We start from the raw sequence: 24155 nt of genomic DNA on the forward strand, positions 1-24155 counted from the left end.
CCCTACTGCTTCTCGGCGTCGTCGCCGCGGTAGCGGGTGACCGTCTCGCGGTTCTCCTCACCCTCCAGCGGGGCGGCCGGGGCCTCGTTGATCCGGGGCTCGTCGGCCTTGCCGAGGAAGGACTGCTTGAACTCGCTGATCGCCGCGTCGAGGGAGCCGATGATCTCGTCGTCCCACTTGTTGTCGGCGATCGCGGCGAGCACACCCTCGTGCCGGTGGCGCAGGTACTGGAGGAACTCCGACTCGAAGCGACGGACCTCGCCGACCGGGATGTCGTCCAGCTTGCCCTCGGTGCCGGCCCAGACCGAGACGACCTGCTCCTGCACCGGGTACGGCGAGTAGTTCGGCTGCTTGAGCAGCTCGACCAGGCGGGAGCCGCGCTCCAGCTGGGCCCGGGAGGCCCGGTCCAGGTCGGAGGCGAAGGCGGCGAACGCCTCCAGCTCGCGGTACTGCGCCAGGTTCAGCCGCAGCGAACCGGCGACCTTCTTCATCGGCTTCACCTGCGCGGCGCCACCGACCCGGGAGACCGAGGTACCGACGTTGATGGCCGGCCGGACGCCCTGGTTGAACAGGTCGGTCTCCAGGAAGATCTGGCCGTCGGTGATGGAGATGACGTTGGTCGGGATGAAGGCCGAGATGTCGTTGGCCTTGGTCTCGATGATCGGCAGACCGGTCATCGAGCCGCCGCCCAGCTCGTCGGAGAGCTTCGCGCAACGCTCCAGCAGCCGGGAGTGCAGGTAGAAGACGTCACCCGGGTACGCCTCACGGCCCGGCGGGCGACGCAGCAGCAGCGACACGGCGCGGTACGCCTCGGCCTGCTTGCTCAGGTCGTCGAAGACGATCAGGACGTGCTTGCCGCCGTACATCCAGTGCTGCCCGATGGACGAGCCGGTGTACGGGGCGAGGTACTTGAAGCCGGCCGGGTCGGAGGCCGGGGAGGCGACGATGGTGGTGTACTCCAGCGCGCCCGCCTCCTCCAGGATGCCCTTGATCGAGGCGATCGTGGAGGCCTTCTGGCCGATGGCGACGTAGATGCAGCGGACCTGCTTCTTCGGGTCGCCGGAGCGCCAGTTGTCCCGCTGGTTGAGGATGGTGTCCAGGGCGACCGTGGTCTTGCCGGTCTTCCGGTCACCGATGATCAGCTGACGCTGGCCCCGACCGACCGGGGTCATCGCGTCGACGGCCTTGATACCGGTCTGCAGCGGCTCGTCCACCGACTGCCGGGACATCACGTTCGGGGCCTGGAGCTCCAGCTCGCGGAACCCCTCGTTGGCGATGTCGCCCAGGCCGTCGATCGGCTGGCCGAGCGCGTTGACCACGCGGCCGAGGAAGGCGTCGCCGACCGGCACCGAGAGCACCCGGCCGGTGCGCTTGACGCGCTGCCCCTCCTCCAGCTTGGCGGAGTCACCCAGGACGACGACACCGATCTCGCGGACGTCGAGGTTCAGCGCCACACCGAGCGTGCCGTCCTCGAACTCCAGGAGCTCGTTGGTCATGGTCGAGGGGAGCCCCTCGACGTGGGCGATACCGTCACCGGTGTCGGAGACGGTGCCGACCTCCTCGCGGGAGACGTCGGGCGAGTAGGAGGAGACGTAGCGCTCCAGGGCGCCGCGGATCTCCTCCGTCGAGATGGTCAGCTCGGCCATCCTCTGCTTCCTTAAGTATCAGGGGCCCGGGATACCTAGTACCGACCGGTCCGAATGGCGTCTGTCATTCAGGGCGCGCAGCGGTGAAGCGGGTCAGCGCTTCGCGAGCGCGTTGCGGGTCTCGTTCAGGCGGCGCAGCACGGTGCCGTCGTACAGGTCGGAACCGACCCGGACACTGACACCACCGAGGATCTCGGGGTCCACCAGCTGCTTGACGGAAACCTCCCGACCGTAGATCGCGGCGAGGCGGGCGGCCAGTCGGCCCTCCTCCTCGTCGGTCAACGGGGCCGCCACGGTCACGTACGCGACCTGCCGGTCCCGCCGGTCCGCGACCAGCTCGACCAGCCGGGTGAGCGCACCGGTGAAGGAGCGCCCGCCGAACCCGCTCAGCGCCACCTCGACGAGGCGGACGGTGACCGGGCGGGCCTTGCCGGCGAGCAGGTCCCGGGCCAGGCTGGCCCGCTGCTCGGCCGGAGCCGTCGGGTCGGTCAGCGCGGTGGACAGCTCCGGCTGCCCGGCCACGAGCTGCCCGAAGCGGAACAGCTCGTCCTCCACCTCGCCCAGGTCACCGGCGGCTTCGGCGCTGGCCAGCAGCGCCTCCACCCCGAGCCGCTCGGCACCGTCGAGCAGCTCCGACGGAGCCGACCACCGGCCGGAGACCAGCGCGGCGAGCAGGTCGAGCGCGTCCGCGCCGACCTTGCCGCGCAGCATGTCGCCGAGCAGACCGGCCCGGTCCGCGCCGGTCCGCGCCGGCTCGGACAGCGCCCGGCGCAGCCGGGGCTCCCGCCGCAGCAGACCGGCCACGGCGAGCAGCTCGTCCGCGGTGGCGGCCACGGCGGCCGGCTGCGCGCCGCGCGCGTACGTCGTCAGCCGCTCGTTCGCGGCCTGGTACGACTCCCGGCTGGCGGCCTGCATCAACGGGCTCCCGTGCTCTCGAGGTCGTTGAGGAACCGGTCGACGGTGCCCTTGCGGCGGGCCTCGTCGGCCAGCGACTCCCCGACGATCTTGCTGGCCAGGTCGACCGCGATGGTGCCGACCTCGGTCCGCAGCTCACGCACGATGGTGGCCCGCTCGGCGGCGAGCTGCTCCTTGCCCGCCGCGATGATCCGGTCGGACTCCTCCCGCGCCTTGGCGAGGATGTCCTGGCGGATGCCCTCCGCGTCGGCCCGGGCGTCGTCCCGGATCTTGGCGGCGTCGGTGCGCGCCTCGGCGAGCTGCGCACGGTACTGCTCGAGCAGCTGGTTCGCCTCGGCCTGCGCGGCCTCGGCACGCTTGATGCCACCCTCGATCGCGTCGACCCGGGCCTGGAACGTCTGCTCCATGCGCGGGAAGACGAACTTCATCAACACGAAGCAGAGCACGGCGAAGGCGACCGTACCGACGACCAGCTCCTGCCAGAGCGGGACGATCGGGTTGTGGGTCGACTCACCACCCTCGGCGGCGAGCAGGTGGTACATGGGATACCTCCCGGTCGAGGGGCCGATTTAGAGCTGGCCGGCCCAGATGAAGCCGAAGGCGATGCCCAGCAGCGCGAGGGCCTCGATGACCGCGAAGCCGATCCAGACGTAGGGCAGGGTCATCCGGGACGACTCCGGCTGGCGGGCGGTCGACTGGATGTAGGCGGCGAAGACCAGGCCGACGCCGATACCCGGGCCGATGGCGGCGAGGCCGTAGCCGATGGCGGCGGTGCTGCCCACTACTTCGGCGAGGTACATGAGTGGTTCCTCCTGGTTATCACGCGTGACGGTCACGCGGGACGACAACGGGTGTTACAGGTGGATCAGTGCTCGTTTCCAGAGCACCGGCCCGGTGGATCAGTGCTCGTTCTCCGAGCGCCGACCCGGTGGATCAGTGCTCGTTCCCCGAGCACCGACCCGGTGGATCAGTGCTCGTCGGCGAGCGAACCCTGGACGTAGCTGGCGGTCAGGACCGTGAAGACGTATGCCTGCAGGCAGATCACCAGGAACTCGAGGAAGGTCACCGCGATGGTCATCACCCAGGACAGCAGCGAGACCGGCGCGAGCCAGATGTTCGCGTTGAGCATCGCGAAGCCGCCGAGCGTGAAGACCAGCAGGAGCATGTGACCGGCGAACATGTTCGCGAAGAGACGGACGGCCAGCGAGAACGGCCGGACGATGAAGGTCGAGAAGAGCTCGATCGGGACCAGCAGCGGCAGGATGTACCACGGTGCCGGCGGCATCAGGGCGTTCTTGAAGAACTTGCCGGCGCCGTGGTGCCGGATACCCACCCAGATGAACAGCACGTAGCTGATCACCGCGAGGATCGCCGGGAAGGCGATGTGCGAGTTCGGCGAGATCTGCAGGCCGGGCACGATCGCGAAGAAGTTGGTCAGCAGGACGAAGCAGAAGAGCGTGGTGAAGTACGGCGCGAACCGCACCCCCGCGTGCCCGATCATGTCGACCGCGATGTTGTTCCGGACGAAGCCGTAGATCGACTCGGCGAGCCACTGCTTCTTCGTCGGGACCAGCTGCGGCTTCCGGTAGCTCGCCAGGAAGAAGATGATCAAGATGCCGACGGCCAGCCACACCATGGCCGTGATCTTGGTGAACCAGTAGGAGTCGTGCGCCCCCCAGGGCACGATGCTGGGCAGGTAGAAATCCTCCACGCTGGGTGGGAATGCTGCCTCGCCCTGTGCCAGGACGTTCGCCTGTCCGAACACCGCGTCCCTTCCTAAGTAGGCGTGCCGAGCTTGCGGATGACCAGGATGACTCCCCCGGCCATGCCGAGCACGATGCCGATGCCGGTGGCGATGCCGCCGGTGTCGAGCCACCTGTCGACCAGCCAGCCGATGAATCCCCACACGAGCATGCCCGCGATCAGGTAGCTGAGCGCGGTCCAACCCTGGCCGGCGCCGGGCGGAACATCGTCCGGGGCACCGTCGGGTCGGGGGGTTTGGTCACCAGCCATGACGGGCGAACGATATCAGTCGGGAAGACGAGGCTGTGCCTCACCCCCCGCACAACCTCGGTCGTGTGGGCAGCGGGCGGGCATCTCGTCTAGCGGCACGCTACTCCCCTTCCGCCACTGAGCAAATGACCGGTACCGGACACATTCCGGGAGTGGCGCGACGAGCACCGCAACGGCCCGCCCCGGCGTGTCGCGGCGGACCGGCGTGCCGGCGGTACCGAACCGCCCGGCGCGCCACGCAGTCAGCGGGCGCGGCGGGCGGGTCAGCGGGAGCGCGGCGGGCGGGTCGCGGGGGGTCAGCGTCCGCGCGACGGGTCAGCGGGGCCGGTGGCGGTTCAGTCGGCGCGGCGGGCGTGCACAACGGTGAGCCACCAGATGTGCACGCCGGTCCAGACCACCACACCGACGGCGATGCCCACGCAGAGCGGGAGCAGACCGGCCCAGCCGCTCGCCGCGACCGCCATCATCACCCCACCCAACAGGGTGAACTTGGCCGCGTACAGGCCCAGCCCGAACGGGAGCACCAACTGGGGGTTCACCGAGTCGGCCCAGGCCAGCACCACGGTGGTCAGCGTGTAGCTCAACGCCGTCACGGCCACCCCGAGCGCCGCGCCCAGCGCCGCCGTCGGGCCGTCCAGCAGCGCGCCCACCCCGGCCGCGGCCAGCGCCGACACCGCCGTGGCGGCCAGCAGCACCGGCAGGTGCCGCAACCGCCAGTTCCCGGTACGCGCCGTCGTCGCCTCCGGCGTGTCCGTCCCGGTCTCAGCCATGCGGGTACGCCGAAGAACTGGTGCGCGTCGCGGTCTCCACAGCACCGAAGTCTAGGTGGCCGCACACTGGAGGGATGAGATGCCTGGTCACCGGCGCCACCGGCTACATCGGCGGGCGGCTCGCGCCCCGGCTGCTCGCGCAGGGGCACACCGTACGCTGCCTGGCCCGGACCGCCGGCCGGCTGCGCGACGTGCCGTGGGCGGCGCAGGCCGAGGTGGTGGAGGGCGACCTGCGGAAACCGGAGACGCTGCCGGCCGCGTTCGCGGGCGTGGACGTGGCGTACTACCTGGTGCACTCGCTCGGGCAGGCCGGCTTCGAGGCCGCCGACCGGGAGGCGGCGACGCACTTCGCGGCGGCGGCCCGGGCGGCCGGCGTACGCCGGATCGTCTACCTGGGCGGGCCGGAGCCGGCGGCGGACGACCGCCCCTCCGCGCACCTGCGCTCGCGGGCCGAGGTCGGCCGGATCCTGCTGGACAGCGGGGTGCCGACCGTGGTGCTGCGGGCTGCGGTGATCATCGGGTCCGGTTCGGCCTCGTTCGAGATGCTGCGGTACCTCACCGAGCGGCTGCCGGCGATGATCACCCCGCGCTGGGTGCGCAACCGGATCCAGCCGATCGCGGTCCGGGACGTGCTGCGCTACCTGGTCGACTGCGCCGACCTGCCGCCGGAGGTGAACCGGGCGTTCGACATCGGCGGGCCGGACATCCTCACCTTCCAGGAGATGATGCAGCGGTACGCGGCGGCGGCCGGGCTGCGCCGCCGGATCATCGTGCCGGTCCGCCCGCTGACCCCGTCGCTGTCGTCGCACTGGGTCGGCTGGGTCACCCCGGTACCCAGCACGATCGCCCGGCCGCTGGTGGAGAGCCTGATCCACGAGGCGGTCGCCCACGAACACGACATCGCCCGGTACGTCCCCGACCCGCCGGACGGCCTCACCGGCTTCGACCAGGCGGTCCGGCTGGCCCTGGCGAAGGTCCGCGACGCCGAGGTGGAGACCCGCTGGTCCACCGCGAGCGGGCCGGACGCGCCGGCCGAGCCGCTGCCCAGCGACCCGAAGTGGTCCGGCGGGTCGGCCTACACCGACCTGCGGGAACGTCGGGTGCACGCGCCGCCGGCCGCGCTCTGGCGGGTGATCGAGGGGGTCGGCGGCGAACACGGCTGGTACTCCTTCCCGCTCGCCTGGTCGGTGCGCGGCTGGCTGGACCGGCTGGTCGGCGGGGTGGGGCTGCGCCGGGGCCGCCGGCACCCGGAGCGGCTCTACGTGGGCGAGGCGCTGGACTTCTGGCGGGTCGAGGAGATCGTCCCCGGTGAGCTGCTGCGGCTGCGGGCGGAGATGCGGCTGCCCGGCCGGGCCTGGCTGGAGATGCGTGCCGAGGCCGACGGCGACGGCGGCAGCCGGTACGTGCAGCGGGCCGTCTTCCTCCCCCGGGGGCTGGCCGGGCACGCCTACTGGGCGGCGGTCGCCCCGTTCCACGCGGTGGTCTTCGGCGGGATGGCCCGCAACATCGCCCGCGGCGCGGAACAGGCCGGCACGTCGCCTGCGGCGCGGAGCGCGCCGGCTGGCTGAGCGGGCCGTTCACTCCCCCGCGCGGGGTGCCACCGTGCGGTAGGCGATCTGCTGGCTCGGCGCGGCGAAGTCCCGGACCGGTTTGTCGTGCAGGGCGGCCCACATGATCTCGCCGAGCGCGTCGACCATCACCGGCTGCACCTGCCGGCCGACCGGGTCCCGGGGATCGTCCGGGTTGGCGGCCATCGAGGCCACCGCCACCTGCGGGGTGAAGGCGACCACGGTCTCCGTGGCGTACCCCTCGGAGCTGCCGGTCTTGCCGGCCACCGGCCGGCCCAGCCGACTGCGCAGGTCGGGCGCGGTGCCCCCGTCGCAGCGCCCGTACGCCGACTGGTCGCCGACCGGGCAGCGGGCCGCGTCGGCCGCCGCGCGGGCCACGTCCACGTCGAGCACCCGCCGGCAGTCCGGCCGGCCGGCGTCGACCGGTTGGCCGGCGCGGTCGGTGATCCGGTTGACCGGCAACGGGGTGCACCGGACCCCCTCGGCGGCCACCGTCGCGTACGCGGTGGCCAGGTCGAGCGGGGTGGTCGCGGCGACGCCGAGGGTGAACGGCCCCCACTCCCGGGCCCCGTACCGGGCCAGCTTCGCGTCGTTCTCGGCCCGGAACACGATGCCGAGCCGCTCGGCCACCTCCACCACCCGGTCCGCGCCGACCTGACCGGCCAGCCAGGCGAAGTAGGTGTTCACCGACCGGCCGAACCCGGTCCACATGTCCCGGGGTCCGTTCATCGTCTCCGGGCTCGCGTTCACCGGACACCAGTAGCCGCCGCAGCTCGCCGCCGGGTCGTCGACCCGCCACCGGGTGACCAGTCGGGACGGCGCGTCGAACCGGGTGTCCAGCGGCAGTCCGGCCTCCAGCGCGGCCAGCAGGGTGAACAGCTTGAACGTCGAACCGGCCTGGTACCCGACGATGCCACCGCCCCCGGCGACCAGCTGGTTGACGGTGTGCGGGTGGTTGGGCTGGCCGGGCGGGTTGGCGTCGAGACCGTAGCGACGGTTCACCGCCATCGCCAGGATCCGGCCGGAGCCCGGTTGCACCACGGCGGTCGGCAGCGCGTACCGGCTCTCCGGCCGGTAGATCCGCAGCACCTGTTCCTGCGCGGCGCGCTGCACCTCGGGGTCGAGCGAGGCGACGATGCGGAACCCGCCCCGGCGCAGGGTGCGCTGCCGCTCCTGGACCGACCCGCCGAACGCCGGCTGGGCGTTCCACCAGGTGGTGAAGTAGTCGCAGAAGAAGCCCCAGTCGGCGCGTTCGGCGGGTACCGCCGCGCAGTCGTCGGGCGGCATGCTGGGTTGCAGGGCGAGCTGCTCGGCCCGGGCCCGCGCCGCCTCGGCCGCCGGGACCGCCCCGGTCTCGACCATCCGGTCCAGCACGTATGCCCGGCGGCGCAGGGCCGAGTCGGCGTCGCCGTTGATCGGGTCGTCGGTGTGCGGCGACCGGACCAGCCCGGCGAGCAGGGCCGCCTCGGCGAGGTTCAGGTCCGCCGGGGCCTTGGAGAAGTAGCGCCGGCTGGCCGCGTCGATGCCGTACGCGCCCGCGCCGAAGTAGACGATGTTGAGGTAGCGGGCCAGGATCTCGTCCTTGCTCAGTTCCCGTTCGATCGCCAGGGCGTACCGGGCCTCCTGGATCTTGCGGGCGGTGCTGATCTCGGCGGCGGCCCGGCGTTCCGCCTCGGTCAGCGTCGGGTCGCTGCTGAGCACGTTCCGGACGTACTGCATGGTCAGCGTGGAGGCGCCCTGCCGGCTGCCGCCGTCGCCCCGGTTGGCGGCGAAGGCCCGGACGACGCTGCGCAGGTCGACCCCGCTGTGCTGGTGGAAGCGGGCGTCCTCGGCGGCCACGATCGCCTGGCGCATCACCGGGGCCACCCCGGCCAGCGGCACGTCCGTCCGGTTCTCCAGGAAGAACGAGGTGATCAGGGTGGTGCCGTCGGCGGCGTACAGCTGCGACCGTTGCGCGGTGGGCGGCGTACGGAGGCTGTTCGGCAGCTCCGCGTAGGGCACGGCGAGGGTCCGGAAGCCGAGTCCGAGGACCAGCGCGAGCGGTAGGGCCGCCGCGGCGAGCACCAGTCCGGCCAGGGTGCCGGCGAGCACCACCGTGAACAGCTTGTGCAGACGGGCCTGGGTCATCAGCTCTCCCCGCAGGAGCCGGGTCAGGACCCGTTCAGCATGACCCCCGGACAGCCGGAAAACCGGACACTTTCCGCATATCCGCAGTAAATTCGCACTGCGGGCGTAACTGTCGGGAAGCTCAGGGCAGCAGGACCGCGGCCAGCGGCTGCACCGTCTCCTCGATCTCGTCGGCGACCCGGCTGAAGCACTGGTCCCCCCGGCCCCACGGATCGTCCAGGTCGTCGCCGGGCAGCGGCGCGGCACCCTGCCGGGCGGCGTGCGCGGCGGCCACCAGGGCCACCCCCCGGGCGTACACCTCCTCCGGGGAGGACCCGGCGGGCGGCAGCGCGGCGGCGTCCACCAGCCCGAGCAACCGGCCGAACTCGCCCAGCACGAAGGTCCGCCCGGCGGCGTCCGGTCGCAGCGCCAACACGTACTCGTGCTGGTCCTCGGTGGCGGTGAGGACCAGGTCGGCGGCGTCGATCTGGTCCGAACGCAGCTTGCGCGCGGTGAACCCGGCGACGTCACCACCCCGCGAGATGATCTGCCGGGCCGCCGGCGGGTTCATCTCGTCACCGGCGTGCCAGCCACCGGTACCGGCGCTGTGGCTGAACAGCAGTCCGTCGGCGCGCGCCGGCTCCACCGACCGCCGGGCCAGCCGCTCCCGGACGGCCAGCACCAGCAGCCGCTCGGCCATCGGGGACCGGCAGATGTTGCCCATGCAGACGTGCAGAACGGTGAACGGCGGCACCTACGCCACCCGGCTCTCGAGCTCCGGCACGACCTCGCGCAGCTTCTCCACGGCGATCGCCCCCTCCCGGACCAGCCGGGGCACGTCACCGGTCAGGTCCACGATCGTGCTGGGCACCGGGTCCGGGCAGGGGCCGGCCTCCAGGTACGCGCGGACCGCGTACCCGAGCTGGTCACGGGCCTCCTCGGCGGTGAGCGCCGCCGGCTGCCCGGTCTTGTTCGCCGAGGAGACCGCCATCGGGCCGGTCTCCCGCAGCACCTCCAGCGCCACCGGGTGCAGCGGCATCCGGACGGCCACCATGCCGGCGGAGTCGCCGAGGTCCCACTGGAGGCTGGGCGAGTGCTCCACGACGATGGTCAGCGCCCCCGGCCAGAACGCCTCGACCAGATCCCGGGCCGCGCGGGGCAGGGTGAACACCAACCCGTCCAGGGTGTGCCGGGAGCCGATCAGCACCGGCGGGGCCTGCCGGCCCTGCCCCTTGGCGTCGGCCAGCGCCTTCACCGCGAACGGCGTGAAGGCGTCCGCGCCGATCCCGTACACCGTGTCGGTCGGCAGGACGACCAGTTCGCCGTTCTTGACGGCCTCGATGGCCGCGGCGATGCCGCGGTCCCGATCGGCCACCGACCGGCAGTCGTAGAGCATCACGAGGAGCCAGTCTGCCACGCCCCGCCGGCACGGTGGGCCGGGGCGCTGCCGGCGTCCGGCTGGTGGTCCGGCCGGCCGGTCGGTCCGTGGCCGTCCGACCGCCGGCGGGCGGTGGCGAACCGGGGCCGCCCGGCCAGGTCGAGGTGGCCGGTGACGGCCTCGAACCGGCCGTCGGCGGCGATCAGCTCCGGTACCGCCGTGCCGTGCGTGTCGTCGTGCTCGACGGCCAGCAGACCGCCCGGACGCAGCAGCCGGGCCGCCTGCCCGACCAGCGGCCGGACCACGTCCAGTCCGTCCGGGCCACCGAAGACCGCCTCGTCCGGGTCGTGCCCGGCCACCTCCGGCGGCACGGCGGTCCCCCGCGGCACGTACGGCGGGTTGGACAGCAGCACGTCCACCCGGCCGGTCAGCCCGGCGAGCAGTTCCGGGTCGGTGACGTCGGCGGCGACCACCCGGACCGGCCGGTCCCCGGCGGCGGCCCGTTCCGCCGCGTTGCGCCGCAGCCAGGCCAGCGCCGCCGTCGACCGTTCCACCGCCACCACCTCGGCGGCCGGCAGTTCGTGGGCCACCGCGAGCGCGATCGCCCCGGACCCGCTGCACAGGTCCACCACGACCGGGGCGTCGAGCTGCCGGGCCCGGTCGATCCCCCAGCCGGCGACCAGTTCCGTCTCCGGCCGGGGCACGAACACCCCCGGCCCGACCGCCAGGTCCAGGTACCGGAAGCCGGCCCGCCCGGTCAGGTGCTGCACCGGTTCCCGGGCCGCCCGGCGGGCCACCAGATCGTCGAGCCGGCCGATTTGCGCGGTGGTGAACCCGTCGACCAGCAGCAGCCGGCTCCGGGGCACCCCGAGCACGTGGGCGGCGAGCAGCTCCGCCTCGGTCCGGGCCGCCCCGATGCCCGCCGAGGCGAGGGTCCGGGTCACCCGGGCGAGTACCGGTGTGACGGGATGACGGTTGTTCGTCCCTTCGGACGGCTGTTGCGGCGTGACGGTCACGACATAATCATGAAGCGTCGCGCACGTCACCCCGAACGCGCGCGTCCCTCCGCGCGCCCGCTGGCGTGCCGGGGTCGGGCGTGACCGACCAGGGGTGCCGCCGGCGACCACGGTGCGCCGCCGGTGTGGGCGGTGCGGACGGGAGGCTGCGGGTGGGTTGGCTCGACCGGGTCACCGACCAGGTTGACACTCTCACGCAGGCGCGCGACCTCATGGAGGCGAGCCGGTCCGCCGAGGCGTGCACTCTTCTGGAGCAGGTCATCGGCACCACCGAGGACCCGTACACCCGCGCCGACGCCCGGGTGCAGCGCCTATCCGCGCTGATCAACCTCGGTCGGACCGCCGAGTTCACCCGGGCCATCGAGGAGGCGTCCACCGCCGTCCGGGACCTCGCCGAGCCGTACCTGCACGGGCACCTCAACGCCCTGGCCGCGCTCGCCGCGCACCACCAGGGGGCCCTCGACCGGTGCGTCACCCACCTGGTCCGGGCCGCCCGGATGCTCGACCGGGTGGAGGACCCGGACCGGGACACCGCGTGGGGCTGGCACGACCTGGCGATGGCCTACTCGTACCTGAGTTTCCACGGGTACGCGCTCACCGCGATCGAGAAGGCCCGGCAGATGGGCCTGGCCGCCGGCATCCCGGAGGAGACCTTCGCCGCGCCCGGCATCCGGCTGCGCAGCGCGGTCGCCCTCGACCACCACGGCGACAGCGACGGTTGCCTGCGGGTGCTCCGGGACATCGCCGCCGACCTGGAGCGGTTCCGCCGGACCGGCCGGGCCGGTCGGCTCCGTCCGAGCAGCCTCTCCGCGTACGGCTACGCCGCCGCCCGCCGGGCCTGCCTCGGCGATCCGGTCGGTGGCGACCCGGTCGGCGGCGGCACCGAGGACGACCCGGTCCGGTTGCTCGGCTTCGGCGGGGACAGCGCCCGGCCCCGGGACTTCCGGCAGTTGGGCCACGTCTGCCTGGCCATCGCCGGGGGCCGGCCGATCGAGGCGATCACCCGGCTGGACACCGCCTCGGTCTCCACCGAGACCCTGGGCGCGGCCGAGCCGGCCCGGCTGCGCAGCATCGCGTTGGCCTCCGCCGGTGACCACGCCGGCGCGCACCGGGCCGACCGGATGGCGTTCCGGCTGGCCGCGCAGCGTACCGACCGGTTGCGGGACGTCTACATCGACGGCGTCGCGGCCCGGATCGACCACGAGCAGATGCGCCGGGAGGCGGCCCGGTTCGAGGGGGAGGCGCTGACCGACCCGCTCACCGGCCTACCCAACCGTCGCCGGCTGGAACGGCACATCGCCGGCATGGCCAACCGGGGCGAACGCCTGGTCATCGGGGTCTGCGACCTGGACGGTTTCAAGGCGGTCAACACCCGGCACGGGCACCACTCCGGCGACCTGGTGCTGCAACGGGTGGCCGGGGTGATCAACCGGGTGATGCGACGGGGCGACTTCGTGGCCCGCTACGGCGGGGACGAGTTCGTGGTGGTGCTCTCCGGCACCGGGATCGAGGAGGCCGTCGAGGTGTCCCGCCGGATCGACGCGGCGATCCGGACCGAGGACTGGGAGTCCCTGGTGCCCGGCACCCCGGTCCGGGTCACCATCGGCTTCGCCGAGGTCAGCTCCCCGGGCCCGCTCGGCCGGGACGCGATCCGGGCCGCCTTCGACGCCGCCGACCAGCAGATGCTCCGGGCCAAGGCGCACCCCCGCGCCTCCTGAACGCGGCCGGGCACCGCGACGCCGGGCCCGGACCGGCGGGCGGGTGTGGTCGGCCGGGCCGCCGGCCTCAGCGGCGGGTCAGTTCGGTGTCGCCGGCCAGGCGGGCGGCCCGGTCGGCCTCCACGAGAGCGTCGAGCACCCCGTCCAGGTCACCGGCGAGGGCCAGGTCCAGGTTGTACGCGGTGTAGCCGATCCGGTGGTCGGTGATCCGGTTCTGCGGGAAGTTGTAGGTGCGGATCCGCTCCGAGCGGTCGACCGTCCGCACCTGCGCCTTGCGGGCGTCCGAGGCGGCGGCGTCGGCCTGCTCCTGGGCGGCGGCGAGCAGCCGGGCCCGCAGGATCCGCATCGCCTGCTCCCGGTTCTGGAGCTGCGACTTCTCGTTCTGGCAGGAGACCACGATGCCGGTCGGCACGTGGGTGATCCGCACCGCCGAGTCGGTGGTGTTGACCGACTGCCCACCCGGGCCGGACGACCGGAACACGTCGATGCGCAGCTCGTTCGGGTCGATGGTGACGTCGACCTCCTCGGCCTCCGGGAGCACCAGCACACCGGCCGCGCTGGTGTGGATGCGGCCCTGCGACTCGGTCACCGGGACCCGCTGCACCCGGTGCACGCCGCCCTCCCACTTGAGCCGGGACCAGACCCCGTTGCCGCCCTCCGGCACGCCCTTGGTCTTGATCGCCAGGGAGACGTCCTTCACCCCGCCGAGGTCGGAGTCCTGCGCGTCGAGCACCTCGGTGAGCCAGCCCCGCCGTTCGGCGTACCGGGTGTACATGCGCAGCAGGTCCCCGGCGAACAGCGCGGACTCCTCGCCGCCCTCGCCGGCCTTGATCTCGACGATGACGTCCTTGGCGTCATGCGGGTCACGCGGGATGAGCAGCTCGGCGAGGCGTTCCTCCAGCGCCGGCAGGGTGGCCGCGATCGACTCCGCCTCGCCGGCGAAGGACGGGTCCTCGGCGACCAGTTCCCGGGCGGCGGCCAGGTCGGCGCGGGCCTGCTCCAGCTCACCGGCCGCCTTGTGCAGCGGCACCAGCTCGGCGTAGCGCCGGCCGACCCGCCGGGCGGTGCCCTGGTCGGCGTGGATGGCCGGGTCGGCGAGCCGCTTCTCCAGCTCGGCGTACTCGTCGAGGAGGGCGGCCAGGCGCTCGCTGCTCATGCGGGTGCTCCCTGCGGGTCGGCGCGAATCGGGCAGATACGGACGACGCCCGCGTCCGGCGGGAAACCGGACGCGGGCGTCGGACCTACGGCTACTTGGCCTTCTTCGCCTGAACCTTGGCGTACTTCTGCTGGAACTTCGCGACCCGACCGGCGGTGTCGAGCACCCGCTGCTTGCCCGTGTAGAACGGGTGGCAGGCGCTGCACGTCTCGACGTGGATCGAGCCGCCCTTGGCGGTGCTGCGGGTCGTGAAGGAGTTGCCGCAGGAGCAGGTGACCTCGGTGGTCACGTACTCCGGGTGGATGTTGGGCTTCATGTCGCCTTCGGTCCTCTCGTGGGTGGTCGCCGGGTCGCCGACCGCGCGTGAACGCCTGCGCGGGATCGGCGTGAACCGGAACCGGTGGCCGATTGACCAGTGTGCCATGGGCTCGCGCCGACCCGTGAACCGGGCCGCACAGCTCCCCCAACGCACCCTCCACCACCGGCATTCCCGCCCCGGCCGGGCGCATTACCGTGACCGGGGTGACCCGTCTCATCGCCACCCGGGGGTTGCCCGCCTCGGGCAAGACCACCTTCGCCCGTACCCTCCAGCCGTCCGTCGTCCGGGTAAACCGGGACGATCTGCGCCGGATGCTGCACGGTGCGCGGCTCTTCACCCAGTGGGCGGAATCGCAGGTCACCACGGCCCAGCGGGCCCAGGTGGAGGCGCTGCTGCGGGCCCGGGTCGACGTCTGCGTCGACGACACCAACCTGCGCGCCCGGACCCTGCGCGAGTGGGCCCGGCTCGCCGCCCGGTACGGCGCCGACTTCGAGGTGCACGACTTCACCGACGTACCGCTGGACGAGTGCCTGCGCCGCGACGCCGGACGGTCGGCGGACGAGCGGGTCGGCGCGGAGGCCATCATTCGCCTGCACGAACGGTTCCTGGCGGACCGGCCACTGCCCCTGCCGGTCCCCGAGGTGCCACCCGGCGGGCCGGCCCGGGTACGCCCGCCCGCGCCGGAACCGCCCGAGGTCGTCCTGGTCGACATCGACGGCACCGTCGCGTTGCACGTCTCACGCAGCCCCTACGACATGACCCGGGTCGGTGAGGACGCGCCCAACGAGGCGGTCATCGTGGCGGTCCGGGCCATGCACGCGGCCGGGTACGGGGTGGTGTTCTGCTCCGGCCGGGACGCCTCCGCCCGTGCCGCCACGGTGGCCTGGCTGGACCGGCACGTCGGGGTGCCGTACCTGGCTCTGCACCTGCGGGCGGTCGGCGACAACCGGAAGGACGCGGTGGTCAAGCGGGAGATCTACGACCGCGAGCTGCGCGACCGCTACCGGGTGGTCGGGGTCTTCGACGACCGGATGCAGGTGGTGGCGATGTGGCGGGAACTGGGCCTGACGGTCTTCCAGGTCGCCGAGGGCGACTTCTGACGGCCGGCCGGAGCCCCCGCTGGCACACCGGGCGACAGCGGGGACCCCGGCACCGGGATCAGGCGGCGGGAACGCGGCCCACCAGGGTCAGGCGGCGGGAACACGCCCCACCAGGATCAGGCGGCGGGAACACGCCCCACCAGGATCAGGCGGCGGGAACGCGGCCCACCGCGGGGGCGGCGGCGAGGGTGAGGGTGGCCTCGGCGCGGACGCCGTTGACGGTGACCGCGAGCAGCACCGAGGCGGCCGGCTTCAGCGCGGTCAGCGTGCCGGTGGCCGGATCGAAGCGGGCCACGTGCCAGGGCCGGACCCCGTCGGGCGGACCGACGTGCACGCCGGGCGAGGCGGACCAGTCCGCGCTGACCGGGGCGGCCACCGGCACGGTACGCCCACCCGGCTGGGTGAGGGTCGCGGTGACCGTCGCCGGGGTGCCGACCGCCACGGTGGCGGGGGCGGTCAGGGTGAGCCGGTCGACGTGCGCCCGGAACTCGGCGGCCACCCAGCGCGGCCCCGCGCCGCTGCCGGCCCCGGCCGGGGCGGCGACGGCCAGCGGGTCACGCCGGGCCCGGTCGGCCTCCTGCCGGGTCACCGGGTCCACGCCGACCATCGTCCAGCCGGTGAAGCCGCCCTGGTCGGCGGGGCTGGACGGGCCCTTGCCGGCGTTGCCGTTGATCAGGAAGGGCACCCCGTCGACCCGGTCGGCGTGGAAGGTGCCGACGTGCCCGCCGACGAAGAGCGCGCCCTTGCCGGTGCGGTGCTGGAAGTCGGCCAGCCACTGCTCCACCAGCGCCGCCTCCTTGCGGTCGGTGAGCTGGCTGGCCTTGGCCGGGCCGGGGTCACGCGGCGGATGGTGGTGCAGCACCACCACCGAGCCGATCGCGTCGTCGGTGGCGGCGGAGTCCAGCGCGGTACGCAGTGCCCGGACCTGGTCCAGGCCGCCGCCGCGCAGGGTGCCGGTGGAGCTGTTCAGGGTGACGAAGCGGGTCCCCTTGTGGTCGAACACCTTCGACGGCGCGCCGAAGACCGCCTGGAAGTTGGCGATCGGGGCACCCATGATCTCGTGGTTGCCGGGCACGTAGTGGTAGGGCAGTTCCCCGCCGAGTTCCTCGTCCAGGATCCGCTTGGCGAGGGCGAAGTCCGCCGGGTACGCGGTGTCCACGAAGTCCCCGTTGATCAGCAGGAAGTCGGGCTGGGCCGCCTTCACCTCGCGCAGCGTACGGCGGGCCTGGGCGACCAGGTCGCTGTCCGGGTCCGCCGCGACGAACTGGGCGTCGGAGAGGACGGCGAACCGCCAGGGCATCCCGGCGACGGTGCCGTCGCGCAGCACCACCCGGTCGGTGCGGTACGGCTCGGCCGGCACGTCCACGGTCGGCGCGACCTTCGCCACCAGGTCGTCGATCACCACCTCGCTGGTGTACCTGGCGGCGGCGTTGGTCTCGGCGACGTAGAAGCGGCGTACCCGTAGCGGGTACTGCACCCCGGCCGGCACGTCGAACTGCACGTACCGCCAGCCGGTCCAGGTGACCAGCGGGCCGCGCAGCACGTGCTGGGTGTCCTGGGCGTCGTGCAGGTGCAGGCTGGGCCACTCCCCGGTGCCGTTGCCCTTGATCCACATGCCGAACGCCTGCGGCTGTCCGGGTACCTCGATCCAGGCCGGCGGGTCGGCGTAGGCGGCCCGGGTGCCGGTGGACTGGCCGAAGTCGTACGCCAGCTTCAGGCCGGTGCCGGTGCGGCCCGGTACGGGCGCGACCGAGCCGGTGGCGCGGGCGGCGCTGAACTTCCAGGCGGGCGCGTCGTCGAAGCCGGCGACCGGTACGTCGGTCAGGCCGACGGTCACCGGGAGCACCGTGCGCCGGCCGGCGACGGTGACGGTGACCAGGGCGGAGCCGCTGTCCCGGCGGGCGGCGACGGTGAGGTTGCCGTCGGCGGTGGGGGTGACGGTCAGCAGGTCGCGGTCGTAGTCGAGGGTCAGGTCGGCCGGCTCGACCGGCGCGGTGTTGCCCTCGGCGTCGTAGCCGACCACGCCGAACGTCCCGGTGCCGGTGGCGTCGGTCAGGCCGACCCGGTCCACGGTGGCGTCGATCCGGGCCAGCGGGCCGAGCACGGTGAGGTCGAGGGTGCCCCGCGCGCCACCCCGGGCGGCGGTGACGGTGACCCGGCCGGGCCGGGCGGCCCGGAACACCCCGTCGGCGGCCACCCTGCCGTGCGCCGCCGGGTTGGCCCGCCAGGTCGGGGTGCCGGCCGCCGGGCCGTACGTCTCGTCGTGGCCGGCGGCGGTGAGTCGGCGGGTGAGGCCGGGGAAGACCCGGTCGGGACGGCCGCCGCGGACCGGGGCGACGCCGGGCGCGGCGGTCGGGTCGGCGGCGGTCTCCAGCCAGTACCCGGTGAGCCGGCCGCTGCCCTTCGGCGCGTAGATCGCCAGGCCGTTGGGGACGGCCCGTTCGGTGCCGTCGGAGGGGCTGTTCTCCACCTGGACGGTGGCGGACCCCGGTTCCCGGGCGAGCAGCGTGGACGAGCCGCCGCCGTCGAGGTTGAGGGCGTGGTGCGCGCCGAGTTCGGCCATCATCCGGCCCAGTTCGGTCTGGGTGACGCCCCGGCTGTCCACCTGCCGGCCGTCCACGGTGAGCATGATCATGCGGCGGCCGTCAGCGGTGAACCCGACCGAGGTACGCGGAGCCAGCGAGGAGTCGGCGATCTCCTGCACCACCCCGTCGCGGACCAGCACGTTGCCGCCGCCGACCGCGGCCCGCAGGGTGCTGCCGTCCGACGGCTTCGGCCGGTACGCCACGGTCACCGGGTCGCCCGGGCGCAGGCCGGCGAGGGCGTCCGCGCCGGCGTCCCGGCCGAGCAGGACGCTGGTGCCGGCCGGGATCGGGCCGCCGCCGGCCCGGTCGGTGACGGTGGCGACCCGCCCGGCGACCAGGGTGACCTCGGTGACCCGGCTCGCGCCCTGCACCGCCCGGCCCCGGTCGTACGCGCCCCAGAGCGGGGTGAACAGGCCGACGCCGCCGGGCTGGACCATGTTGTTGAACTGGGTCAGGGTGACCGGCCCGCCGGGCAGGGTGGCGGTGCCGTCGAAGGTGACCTGAATCACCCGGCCGAGACCTCCGGCGGTGATGCCGACCGCGTTGGGGTGCCCGGCGACCGGCGACTGGACCAGTTCGCCGCCCCGGATGCCGACGCCCTGGGCGGCCCCGGAGTTGTTGATGTCGAAGAAGTCGCCGTTGACGGCGGCGACCGCCCCGGCGGCGTCCACCGCGCCGCGCAGCGGCTCGGCCCGGCTGACCGCGCCCGAGTTGACGTAGTCGACGGTGAGCCCGCCGGTCAGGTCGGCGGTGAGCGCGTCCGCGCGCAGCCAGCCCTGCTGGTCGTACCGGTCGAAGGAGGTGAGGTCGAGCCCGGGGGCGACCGGGCGGGTGGTCGTCGCGGTCTCCAGGCCCCCGGCCGGCGCGACCCCGTCGGTCCGGCCGGTGTCGGCGGTGTCGGCGGTGTCGGCGGCCAGCGTGGTGGCGGTGGACGGGTGCGAGGAGGACCGGGGGGCGTCCTCGGCCGTGGTGCCGGTCGACCGGAGGTCGGCCCCCGGCCGGTCGGGTGGCGCGGCGACGACCGGGGTCGGGCCGGCCAGGCCGAGCAGCGGCGTCAGCAGCAGTACGCCGGCGAGTCGGGCGGATCGGGTACGCATGGCGGTCAGTCAACCCGATGATGAACAGAAGTTTCAATACTTCGAAGCGAACCGAAGGAAAACTCCAGTCGGCGATCGTCCCCCCGGGACAGCGGAACCGGCGACCGTCCCGGAGCAGCGAAAAGGGGCCCGACCGCGAACGGCCGTGCCCCTTTTCGCCGTGCGCCGGTTACTCGCCCGGCGTCGACTTGGCGATCTGCATCAGGAACTCGATGTTGGTCCGGGACTGCTTGAGCCGGTCCAGCAGGAGATCCAACGCGGCCTGCGAGTCCAGCGAGTGCAGGACCTTGCGGAGCTTGTGCGTGATGGCCAGCTCCTCCGGCGCGAGCAGGATCTCCTCCTTACGGGTACCGGAGGTGTGGATGTCGATGGCCGGGAAGACCCGCTTGTCGGCGATCTTCCGGTCCAGCTTCAGCTCCGCGTTACCGGTGCCCTTGAACTCCTCGAAGATGACCGTGTCCATGACGGAACCGGTCTCCACCAGGGCGGTGGCCAGGATGGTCAGCGAGCCACCGTTCTCGATGTTCCGCGCCGCGCCGAGGAACCGCTTCGGCGGGTAGAGCGCGGTCGAGTCGATACCACCGGACATGATCCGGCCGCTGGCCGGCGCCGCCAGGTTGTACGACCGCCCGAGCCGGGTCACCGAGTCGAGCAGCACGACCACGTCGTGCCCCAGCTCGACCAGCCGCTTGGCCCGCTCGATCGCCAGCTCGGCGACGGTGGTGTGGTCCTGCGGCGGCCGGTCGAACGTGGCCGCGACGACCTCGCCCTTCACCGACCGCTGCATGTCGGTGACCTCTTCGGGCCGCTCGTCGATCAGCACCACCATCAGGTGGCACTCCGGGTTGTTGTGGGTGATCGCGTTGGCGATCGCCTGGAGCACCATGGTCTTACCGGCCTTGGGCGGCGACATGATCAGCGCCCGCTGGCCCTTGCCGATCGGCGTGACCAGGTCTATCACCCGCGTGGTGAGGATGTGTGGCTCGGTCTCCAGCCGCAGCCGCTCCTGCGGGTACAGCGGGGTCAGCTTGTAGAACTCGGGACGACGGCGGGCCTCCTCCGGCTCCATGCCGTTGACCGAGTCCAGCCGGACCAGCGGGTTGTACTTGTCCCGCCGCTGCTCGCCGTCGCGCGCCGCCCGCACCGCACCGGTGATGGCGTCACCGCGCCGCAGGCCGTACTTCTTGACCTGCGACATCGAGACGTACACGTCGTTCGGGCCGGCCAGGTAGCCGGTGGTCCGGACGAAGGCGTAGTTGTCCAGCACGTCGATGATGCCGGCCACCGGGACGAGTACGTCGTCCTCGCTGACCTGGGGCTCGCGCCCGCCGCCACCGGTGTCGCCACCGGTCTCGGTGCGCTCGCCCCGGCCCCGCCGACGGTCCCGGAACCGGCTGCGCCGGCCCCGCCGGCCGCCGCCCTCGCCGTCGTCGTCACCGTCGGCGTCCCGGTCGTTGCGCTGGTCCCGGTCATTGCGCTGATCGCGGTCGTTGCGCTCGGCCCGGTCGGAACGCTGGCCGCGCTCGCCCCGGTCGTTGCGCTCGCCCCGGTCGGTGCGCTCGGTGCGGTCGCCCCGCTCGTTGCGGTCACCCCGCTCCGGACGGTCGCCCCGCTCGGCCCGCTCGTTACGGTCGCCCCGGTCGGCGCGGTCGCCACGCTCGGTACGGTCGTTCCGCTCGGTACGGTCGGTCCGCTCCGCACGCTCGACCCGCTCCGGACGCTCGGCGGCCTCCGGCGTGGACTCGCGCTGCTCCGCCTCGACAGCCGGTGCCGGCGCGGCAGCGGCGGTCGCCGCGGCCCGCTCGGCGGTGACGGCGGCCCGGCTGCGCCGGGTACGCGGACGCGCCGGCTCGGCCTCGGCGGGCGGGGTCGTCGGCTGCGCCGCCGGCTCCGCGCCGTCGCGCACCTCGGCCCGGACCTCCTCGCGGACCGGGGCGGCGGCAGCCGCCACCTCGGCGCGCGGTCGAGGGGCTCCGGCGGCGGCGCCGCCCTGCCGCTCGGTGATGGCACTGATCAGCTCACCCTTGCGCATCCGCGCGGTACCGGAGATGCCGAGCGACGCGGCCAGGCTCTGCAACTCCGGCAGGAGCATCGCCGACAGGCCCGTGCCACTGCGCCGACGACGGACGGGGGCGGCGGCGGTGGCTTCGCCAGCGACGTTGGAAACATCCGACGTCACGTCGGTGGTGTCGCTCAATGGATTCCTTCCCTCGATAGGCCGGGGCTGCCCGGAGTCAAGATGCTCAGGTGGCCGGGCGGCCTCGGTGCACCCGTGTCGCATGACGCGCCGCGGGAGTCTGTGACACAGCAGCCGGTCGGTTTCCCGACTCACCAACGTCGGTGAGCAGGTCTCGCCGTCTGCGGCGACCTGTGGAGACTGCGGTGCGGCGTGGGCCTAGGCAGGGGTGAGACGGGCTGACCGCCGAGAGCTTCGGGGGTGCGCCGACCCGCAGAGAGATCGCATGCTTCGCGGCTGTGCTAAGTCTAGAGCGTAATCAACTCATGCGACCTGCGGCAACAGGGTCCCGCTCGGCGTGTCCCAGTCTACCCCTAACGACCTGCGCGCCGCTGCCATCCACCGGTAACCGCCAAACCTGCCAACCTGTTCCCGGGAGGAACTCGGCGGGCGGCTCGGTCAACGCCAGCACGGTCGGCCCGGCCCCACTCACCACCGCCGCCACACCAGCCCCACGCAACGCCGTGACCAGGGCGTACGTCGCCGGCATGCCCTCCGCGCGGTAGTGCTGGTGCAGCCGGTCCTCGGTCGCCGGGAGCAGCAGCGCCGGCGCGGCGGTCACCGCGTGCACCAGCAGCGCGGCCCGCCCTGCGGTCAGCGCGGCGTCCGGGTGCGGCACGGTCGCCGGCAGCGCCGCCCGCGCGGTGGCGGTCAGGCCCCGCTCGTCCGGCACGAAGACCGTCGGGTGCACCCCGGCCGCCGGGGCCAGCGAGACCGCCCGCGCGCCGGTCGGTTCCGTCCAGGCCACGGTGAAGCCGCCCAGCAGGCAGGGCGCGACATTGTCCGGGTGGCCCTCCAGGTCGGCGGCGAGCCGGAGCGCCCCGGCGTCGTCGAGCCGGTCCGCCCCGTCGGCCACCAGCGCGCGGGCCAGCAGCACCCCGGCCACGATCGCCGCCGACGAGGAGCCCAGTCCACGGGCCTGGGGGATCCGGTTGACGCACTCCACCGCCAGCCCGGCCGGCTGGCCGCCGAGCGCGTCGAAGGTGGCCCGCATGGCGGTCACCACCAGGTGCCGGTCGTCGTCCGGCAGCTCACCGGCCCCCTGCCCGGTCACCGCCACCCGGACCCCGCCGTCGGTCACCTCGGCGGCCACGTCGTCGTACAGGGCCAGCGCGAGGCCCAACGCGTCGAAGCCGGGACCCAGGTTGGCGCTGGTCGCGGGGACCCGGACACGCACCGGGTCGGCGGTGAAGTTCAGGGGCACGCCGCCCATGCTAGGGGTCCGGCCGGACCCGCCGCCGGCTGGGACACCCGGCCCCGGCGACGGCCCACGGCACGGCTCAGTGGGAGGTCACCGGGTCGGCGGCCGGGGGACGCTCGGTGAGCGAGAGCCGGCGGGTGGCGATCCGCCAGCCGATCGCGTACACCAGGGTGGTCAGCCCGCAGCCGGCCAGCACCACCCGCTCGTCGACCGTGTCGACCAGCCCCGCCACCACCAGCTGGCTGACCGAGATGGCCAGCGTCGCCAGCATCATGTCGGTGGCGAAGACCCGCCCGCGCAACCGGTCCGGCACCTCGCCCTGGAGGGCGAAGTTCGACATCACCCAGTTGCTGCCCCCGGCGAAGTGCGCCACGAAGACCAGCACCAGGACCAGCGGGAACCAGCCGGTCAGCGACACCCCCAGGTAGGCCAGCCCGTACGCGGACATGGAGAGCGCCAGGCCGGTCAACAGCCAGCGGCGGTTGGTCAGCACCCGGCGCATCAGGATCGGGCCGACCAGCGCCCCCGCGCCCCGGACGGCGAACAGCAGCCCGGTGCCGATCGCGCCGACCCCGTACAGGCCGGCGAGGAGCGGGAAGACGGTCAGCACCCCGTTGCCGAGGCCCACCGCCGACTTCACCGTGACCAGGCCCAGCACCCGGGGCCGCTGCCCGATGTAGCGCAACGCCTCGGCGATGGCCGCGAAGGCCCGCTGCGCCGGCTCGGTCCGGTCGCGGGGGGCCTGCAACGGCCGGCGGATCAGCGCGGTCAGCCCGGCGGCCAGCACCAGGGCGACCGCCGCGATCCAGAAACAGGCGTACGGGCCGAAGGCCGCGCTGATCACGCCGCCCAGGGACGCCCCGACCACGGTCATCGTGCCCCAGGCGGAACCGGCGACCGCGTTGCCGGCGGCCAGTTCGTCCGGGTCGAGCACGTTCGGCAGGGCGGCCTGGGCGGCCGGGGAGTAGAACGCCTTCGCCACCGCGATCACCGAGATCGCCAGCATCGCCAGCCAGGCCGTGCCGGCGTCGCGTACGCCCAACAGGAGCAGCGCGCCGACCAGGGCGGCGGCGTTCGCCGACATGAGGATCTTCCGGCGGTCGAAGCGGTCGGCGATGGTGCCGGTGTACGGCAGCAGCAGGGCCAGCACTCCGGTGTCCACGGCCAGCACCAGCGCGCCCCAGACCCCGCTGCCGGTCAGCTCGGGCAGGAGCACCAGCAGCGGCACCATGACGAACCAGTCTGCGCCGAAGACCACCAGTTCGGCCAGGAAGAGGATGCGGAAGTTCCGGTTCCGGGTGAGAACCGTCAGTGTCGACGCCACGTGCCCA

Annotated in this window: 20 protein-coding genes; 3 read left to right on the forward strand and 17 right to left on the reverse strand. The window is 73.5% G+C overall.

Features of this window, described 5'->3' with window-relative positions; genetic code table 11:
- Positions 1–2: 2 nt before the first annotated feature.
- The 7 genes from atpA to PVK37_RS00630 form a co-directional block, all read right to left on the reverse strand.
- Complete coding sequence (atpA, locus tag PVK37_RS00600) at positions 3–1646, reverse strand: F0F1 ATP synthase subunit alpha (RefSeq protein WP_275031708.1); 1644 nt, start codon at positions 1644–1646, stop codon at positions 3–5.
- A gap of 93 nt (positions 1647–1739) precedes the next feature.
- Positions 1740–2561 carry a F0F1 ATP synthase subunit delta gene (locus PVK37_RS00605; protein ID WP_275031709.1) on the reverse strand — a complete coding sequence of 274 codons (822 nt, stop codon included), beginning with the start codon at positions 2559–2561 and terminating at the stop codon, positions 1740–1742.
- Positions 2561–3103 carry a F0F1 ATP synthase subunit B gene (locus tag PVK37_RS00610; protein WP_275031710.1) on the reverse strand — a complete coding sequence of 181 codons (543 nt, stop codon included), beginning with the start codon at positions 3101–3103 and terminating at the stop codon, positions 2561–2563. Before PVK37_RS00610 ends, PVK37_RS00605 begins: the two co-directional genes overlap by 1 nt.
- Before the next feature lie 27 nt (positions 3104–3130).
- The gene (locus tag PVK37_RS00615) at positions 3131–3361 is read right to left on the reverse strand and encodes an ATP synthase F0 subunit C (protein WP_275031711.1); all 231 of its coding nucleotides are present in this window, start codon (positions 3359–3361) and stop codon (positions 3131–3133) included.
- A 167-nt stretch (positions 3362–3528) separates the two neighbouring features.
- Positions 3529–4326: a F0F1 ATP synthase subunit A gene (gene atpB, locus PVK37_RS00620; protein WP_275031712.1), complete on the reverse strand. Its 798-nt coding sequence runs from the start codon at positions 4324–4326 to the stop codon at positions 3529–3531.
- An 11-nt stretch (positions 4327–4337) separates the two neighbouring features.
- A complete protein-coding gene (locus PVK37_RS00625; protein WP_275031713.1) occupies positions 4338–4574 on the reverse strand; it encodes an AtpZ/AtpI family protein in 237 nt (78 codons plus the stop codon).
- A 335-nt stretch (positions 4575–4909) separates the two neighbouring features.
- A complete protein-coding gene (locus PVK37_RS00630; RefSeq protein WP_275031714.1) occupies positions 4910–5344 on the reverse strand; it encodes a hypothetical protein in 435 nt (144 codons plus the stop codon).
- A gap of 74 nt (positions 5345–5418) precedes the next feature.
- Here PVK37_RS00630 and PVK37_RS00635 point away from each other — a divergent pair, with 74 nt between their 5' ends.
- On the forward strand, positions 5419–6912 hold the full coding sequence (locus PVK37_RS00635; protein ID WP_275031715.1) for an SDR family oxidoreductase: 1494 nt from the start codon (positions 5419–5421) through the stop codon (positions 6910–6912).
- A gap of 9 nt (positions 6913–6921) precedes the next feature.
- On the opposite strand, the gene PVK37_RS00640 is transcribed toward PVK37_RS00635, so the two are convergent.
- From PVK37_RS00640 to prmC, 4 genes are all read right to left on the reverse strand, one after another.
- The gene (locus tag PVK37_RS00640; protein ID WP_275031716.1) at positions 6922–9039 is read right to left on the reverse strand and encodes a transglycosylase domain-containing protein; all 2118 of its coding nucleotides are present in this window, start codon (positions 9037–9039) and stop codon (positions 6922–6924) included.
- Between the two features lie 121 nt (positions 9040–9160).
- The gene (locus PVK37_RS00645; protein WP_275031717.1) at positions 9161–9772 is read right to left on the reverse strand and encodes an arsenate reductase/protein-tyrosine-phosphatase family protein; all 612 of its coding nucleotides are present in this window, start codon (positions 9770–9772) and stop codon (positions 9161–9163) included.
- On the reverse strand, positions 9773–10414 hold the full coding sequence (locus PVK37_RS00650; protein WP_275035306.1) for an L-threonylcarbamoyladenylate synthase: 642 nt from the start codon (positions 10412–10414) through the stop codon (positions 9773–9775).
- On the reverse strand, positions 10414–11412 hold the full coding sequence (gene prmC, locus PVK37_RS00655; protein WP_275031718.1) for a peptide chain release factor N(5)-glutamine methyltransferase: 999 nt from the start codon (positions 11410–11412) through the stop codon (positions 10414–10416). The genes PVK37_RS00650 and prmC overlap by 1 nt, the downstream gene beginning before the upstream one ends.
- 152 nt (positions 11413–11564) lie before the next feature.
- Here prmC and PVK37_RS00660 point away from each other — a divergent pair, with 152 nt between their 5' ends.
- Entirely contained in the window at positions 11565–13130 is a 1566-nt protein-coding gene (locus PVK37_RS00660; RefSeq protein WP_275031719.1) for a GGDEF domain-containing protein, read from the forward strand.
- A 67-nt stretch (positions 13131–13197) separates the two neighbouring features.
- Here PVK37_RS00660 and prfA read toward each other — a convergent pair whose 3' ends face one another.
- Positions 13198–14286 carry a peptide chain release factor 1 gene (gene prfA / locus PVK37_RS00665; RefSeq protein WP_275031720.1) on the reverse strand — a complete coding sequence of 363 codons (1089 nt, stop codon included), beginning with the start codon at positions 14284–14286 and terminating at the stop codon, positions 13198–13200.
- Positions 14287–14377: 91 nt separating this feature from the next.
- Positions 14378–14602, reverse strand: a complete 225-nt coding sequence (gene rpmE, locus PVK37_RS00670) for a 50S ribosomal protein L31 (RefSeq protein ID WP_275031721.1) — start codon at positions 14600–14602, stop codon at positions 14378–14380.
- A gap of 206 nt (positions 14603–14808) precedes the next feature.
- On the opposite strand from rpmE, the gene PVK37_RS00675 reads away from it, so the two are divergent.
- Positions 14809–15705 (forward strand): phosphatase domain-containing protein, encoded by an 897-nt coding sequence (locus tag PVK37_RS00675; protein WP_275031722.1) that lies wholly within the window; start codon positions 14809–14811, stop codon positions 15703–15705.
- Between the two features lie 145 nt (positions 15706–15850).
- On the opposite strand, the gene PVK37_RS00680 is transcribed toward PVK37_RS00675, so the two are convergent.
- The 4 genes from PVK37_RS00680 to PVK37_RS00695 form a co-directional block, all read right to left on the reverse strand.
- Positions 15851–19387, reverse strand: coding sequence for a phosphodiester glycosidase family protein (locus tag PVK37_RS00680; RefSeq protein WP_275031723.1), 3537 nt, complete (start codon positions 19385–19387; stop codon positions 15851–15853).
- Between the two features lie 169 nt (positions 19388–19556).
- On the reverse strand, positions 19557–21584 hold the full coding sequence (rho, locus tag PVK37_RS00685; RefSeq protein ID WP_275031724.1) for a transcription termination factor Rho: 2028 nt from the start codon (positions 21582–21584) through the stop codon (positions 19557–19559).
- Positions 21585–21882: 298 nt separating this feature from the next.
- Positions 21883–22836: a homoserine kinase gene (gene thrB, locus PVK37_RS00690; protein WP_423790978.1), complete on the reverse strand. Its 954-nt coding sequence runs from the start codon at positions 22834–22836 to the stop codon at positions 21883–21885.
- A gap of 67 nt (positions 22837–22903) precedes the next feature.
- Positions 22904–24148, reverse strand: coding sequence for an MFS transporter (locus tag PVK37_RS00695; protein ID WP_275031726.1), 1245 nt, complete (start codon positions 24146–24148; stop codon positions 22904–22906).
- Positions 24149–24155 lie beyond the last annotated feature (7 nt).

Source organism: Micromonospora cathayae, from assembly GCF_028993575.1.
Taxonomy (GTDB): domain Bacteria; phylum Actinomycetota; class Actinomycetes; order Mycobacteriales; family Micromonosporaceae; genus Micromonospora; species Micromonospora cathayae.

Bases quoted from the DNA above. Each gene is read 5' to 3' on its own strand.
- PVK37_RS00650 (WP_275035306.1), bottom strand. From the start codon at position 10,414: ATGCTCTACGACTGCCGGTCGGTGGCCGATCGGGACCGCGGCATCGCC.
- PVK37_RS00610 (WP_275031710.1), bottom strand. From the start codon at position 3,103: ATGTACCACCTGCTCGCCGCCGAGGGTGGTGAGTCGACCCACAACCCG.
- thrB (WP_423790978.1), bottom strand. From the start codon at position 22,836: ATGGGCGGCGTGCCCCTGAACTTCACCGCCGACCCGGTGCGTGTCCGG.
- PVK37_RS00680 (WP_275031723.1), bottom strand. From the start codon at position 19,387: ATGCGTACCCGATCCGCCCGACTCGCCGGCGTACTGCTGCTGACGCCG.
- PVK37_RS00605 (WP_275031709.1), bottom strand. From the start codon at position 2,561: ATGCAGGCCGCCAGCCGGGAGTCGTACCAGGCCGCGAACGAGCGGCTG.
- PVK37_RS00640 (WP_275031716.1), bottom strand. From the start codon at position 9,039: ATGACCCAGGCCCGTCTGCACAAGCTGTTCACGGTGGTGCTCGCCGGC.
- PVK37_RS00635 (WP_275031715.1), top strand. From the start codon at position 5,419: ATGAGATGCCTGGTCACCGGCGCCACCGGCTACATCGGCGGGCGGCTC.
- atpA (WP_275031708.1), bottom strand. From the start codon at position 1,646: ATGGCCGAGCTGACCATCTCGACGGAGGAGATCCGCGGCGCCCTGGAG.
- prfA (WP_275031720.1), bottom strand. From the start codon at position 14,286: ATGAGCAGCGAGCGCCTGGCCGCCCTCCTCGACGAGTACGCCGAGCTG.
- PVK37_RS00615 (WP_275031711.1), bottom strand. From the start codon at position 3,361: ATGTACCTCGCCGAAGTAGTGGGCAGCACCGCCGCCATCGGCTACGGC.
- PVK37_RS00625 (WP_275031713.1), bottom strand. From the start codon at position 4,574: ATGGCTGGTGACCAAACCCCCCGACCCGACGGTGCCCCGGACGATGTT.
- rpmE (WP_275031721.1), bottom strand. From the start codon at position 14,602: ATGAAGCCCAACATCCACCCGGAGTACGTGACCACCGAGGTCACCTGC.
- PVK37_RS00630 (WP_275031714.1), bottom strand. From the start codon at position 5,344: ATGGCTGAGACCGGGACGGACACGCCGGAGGCGACGACGGCGCGTACC.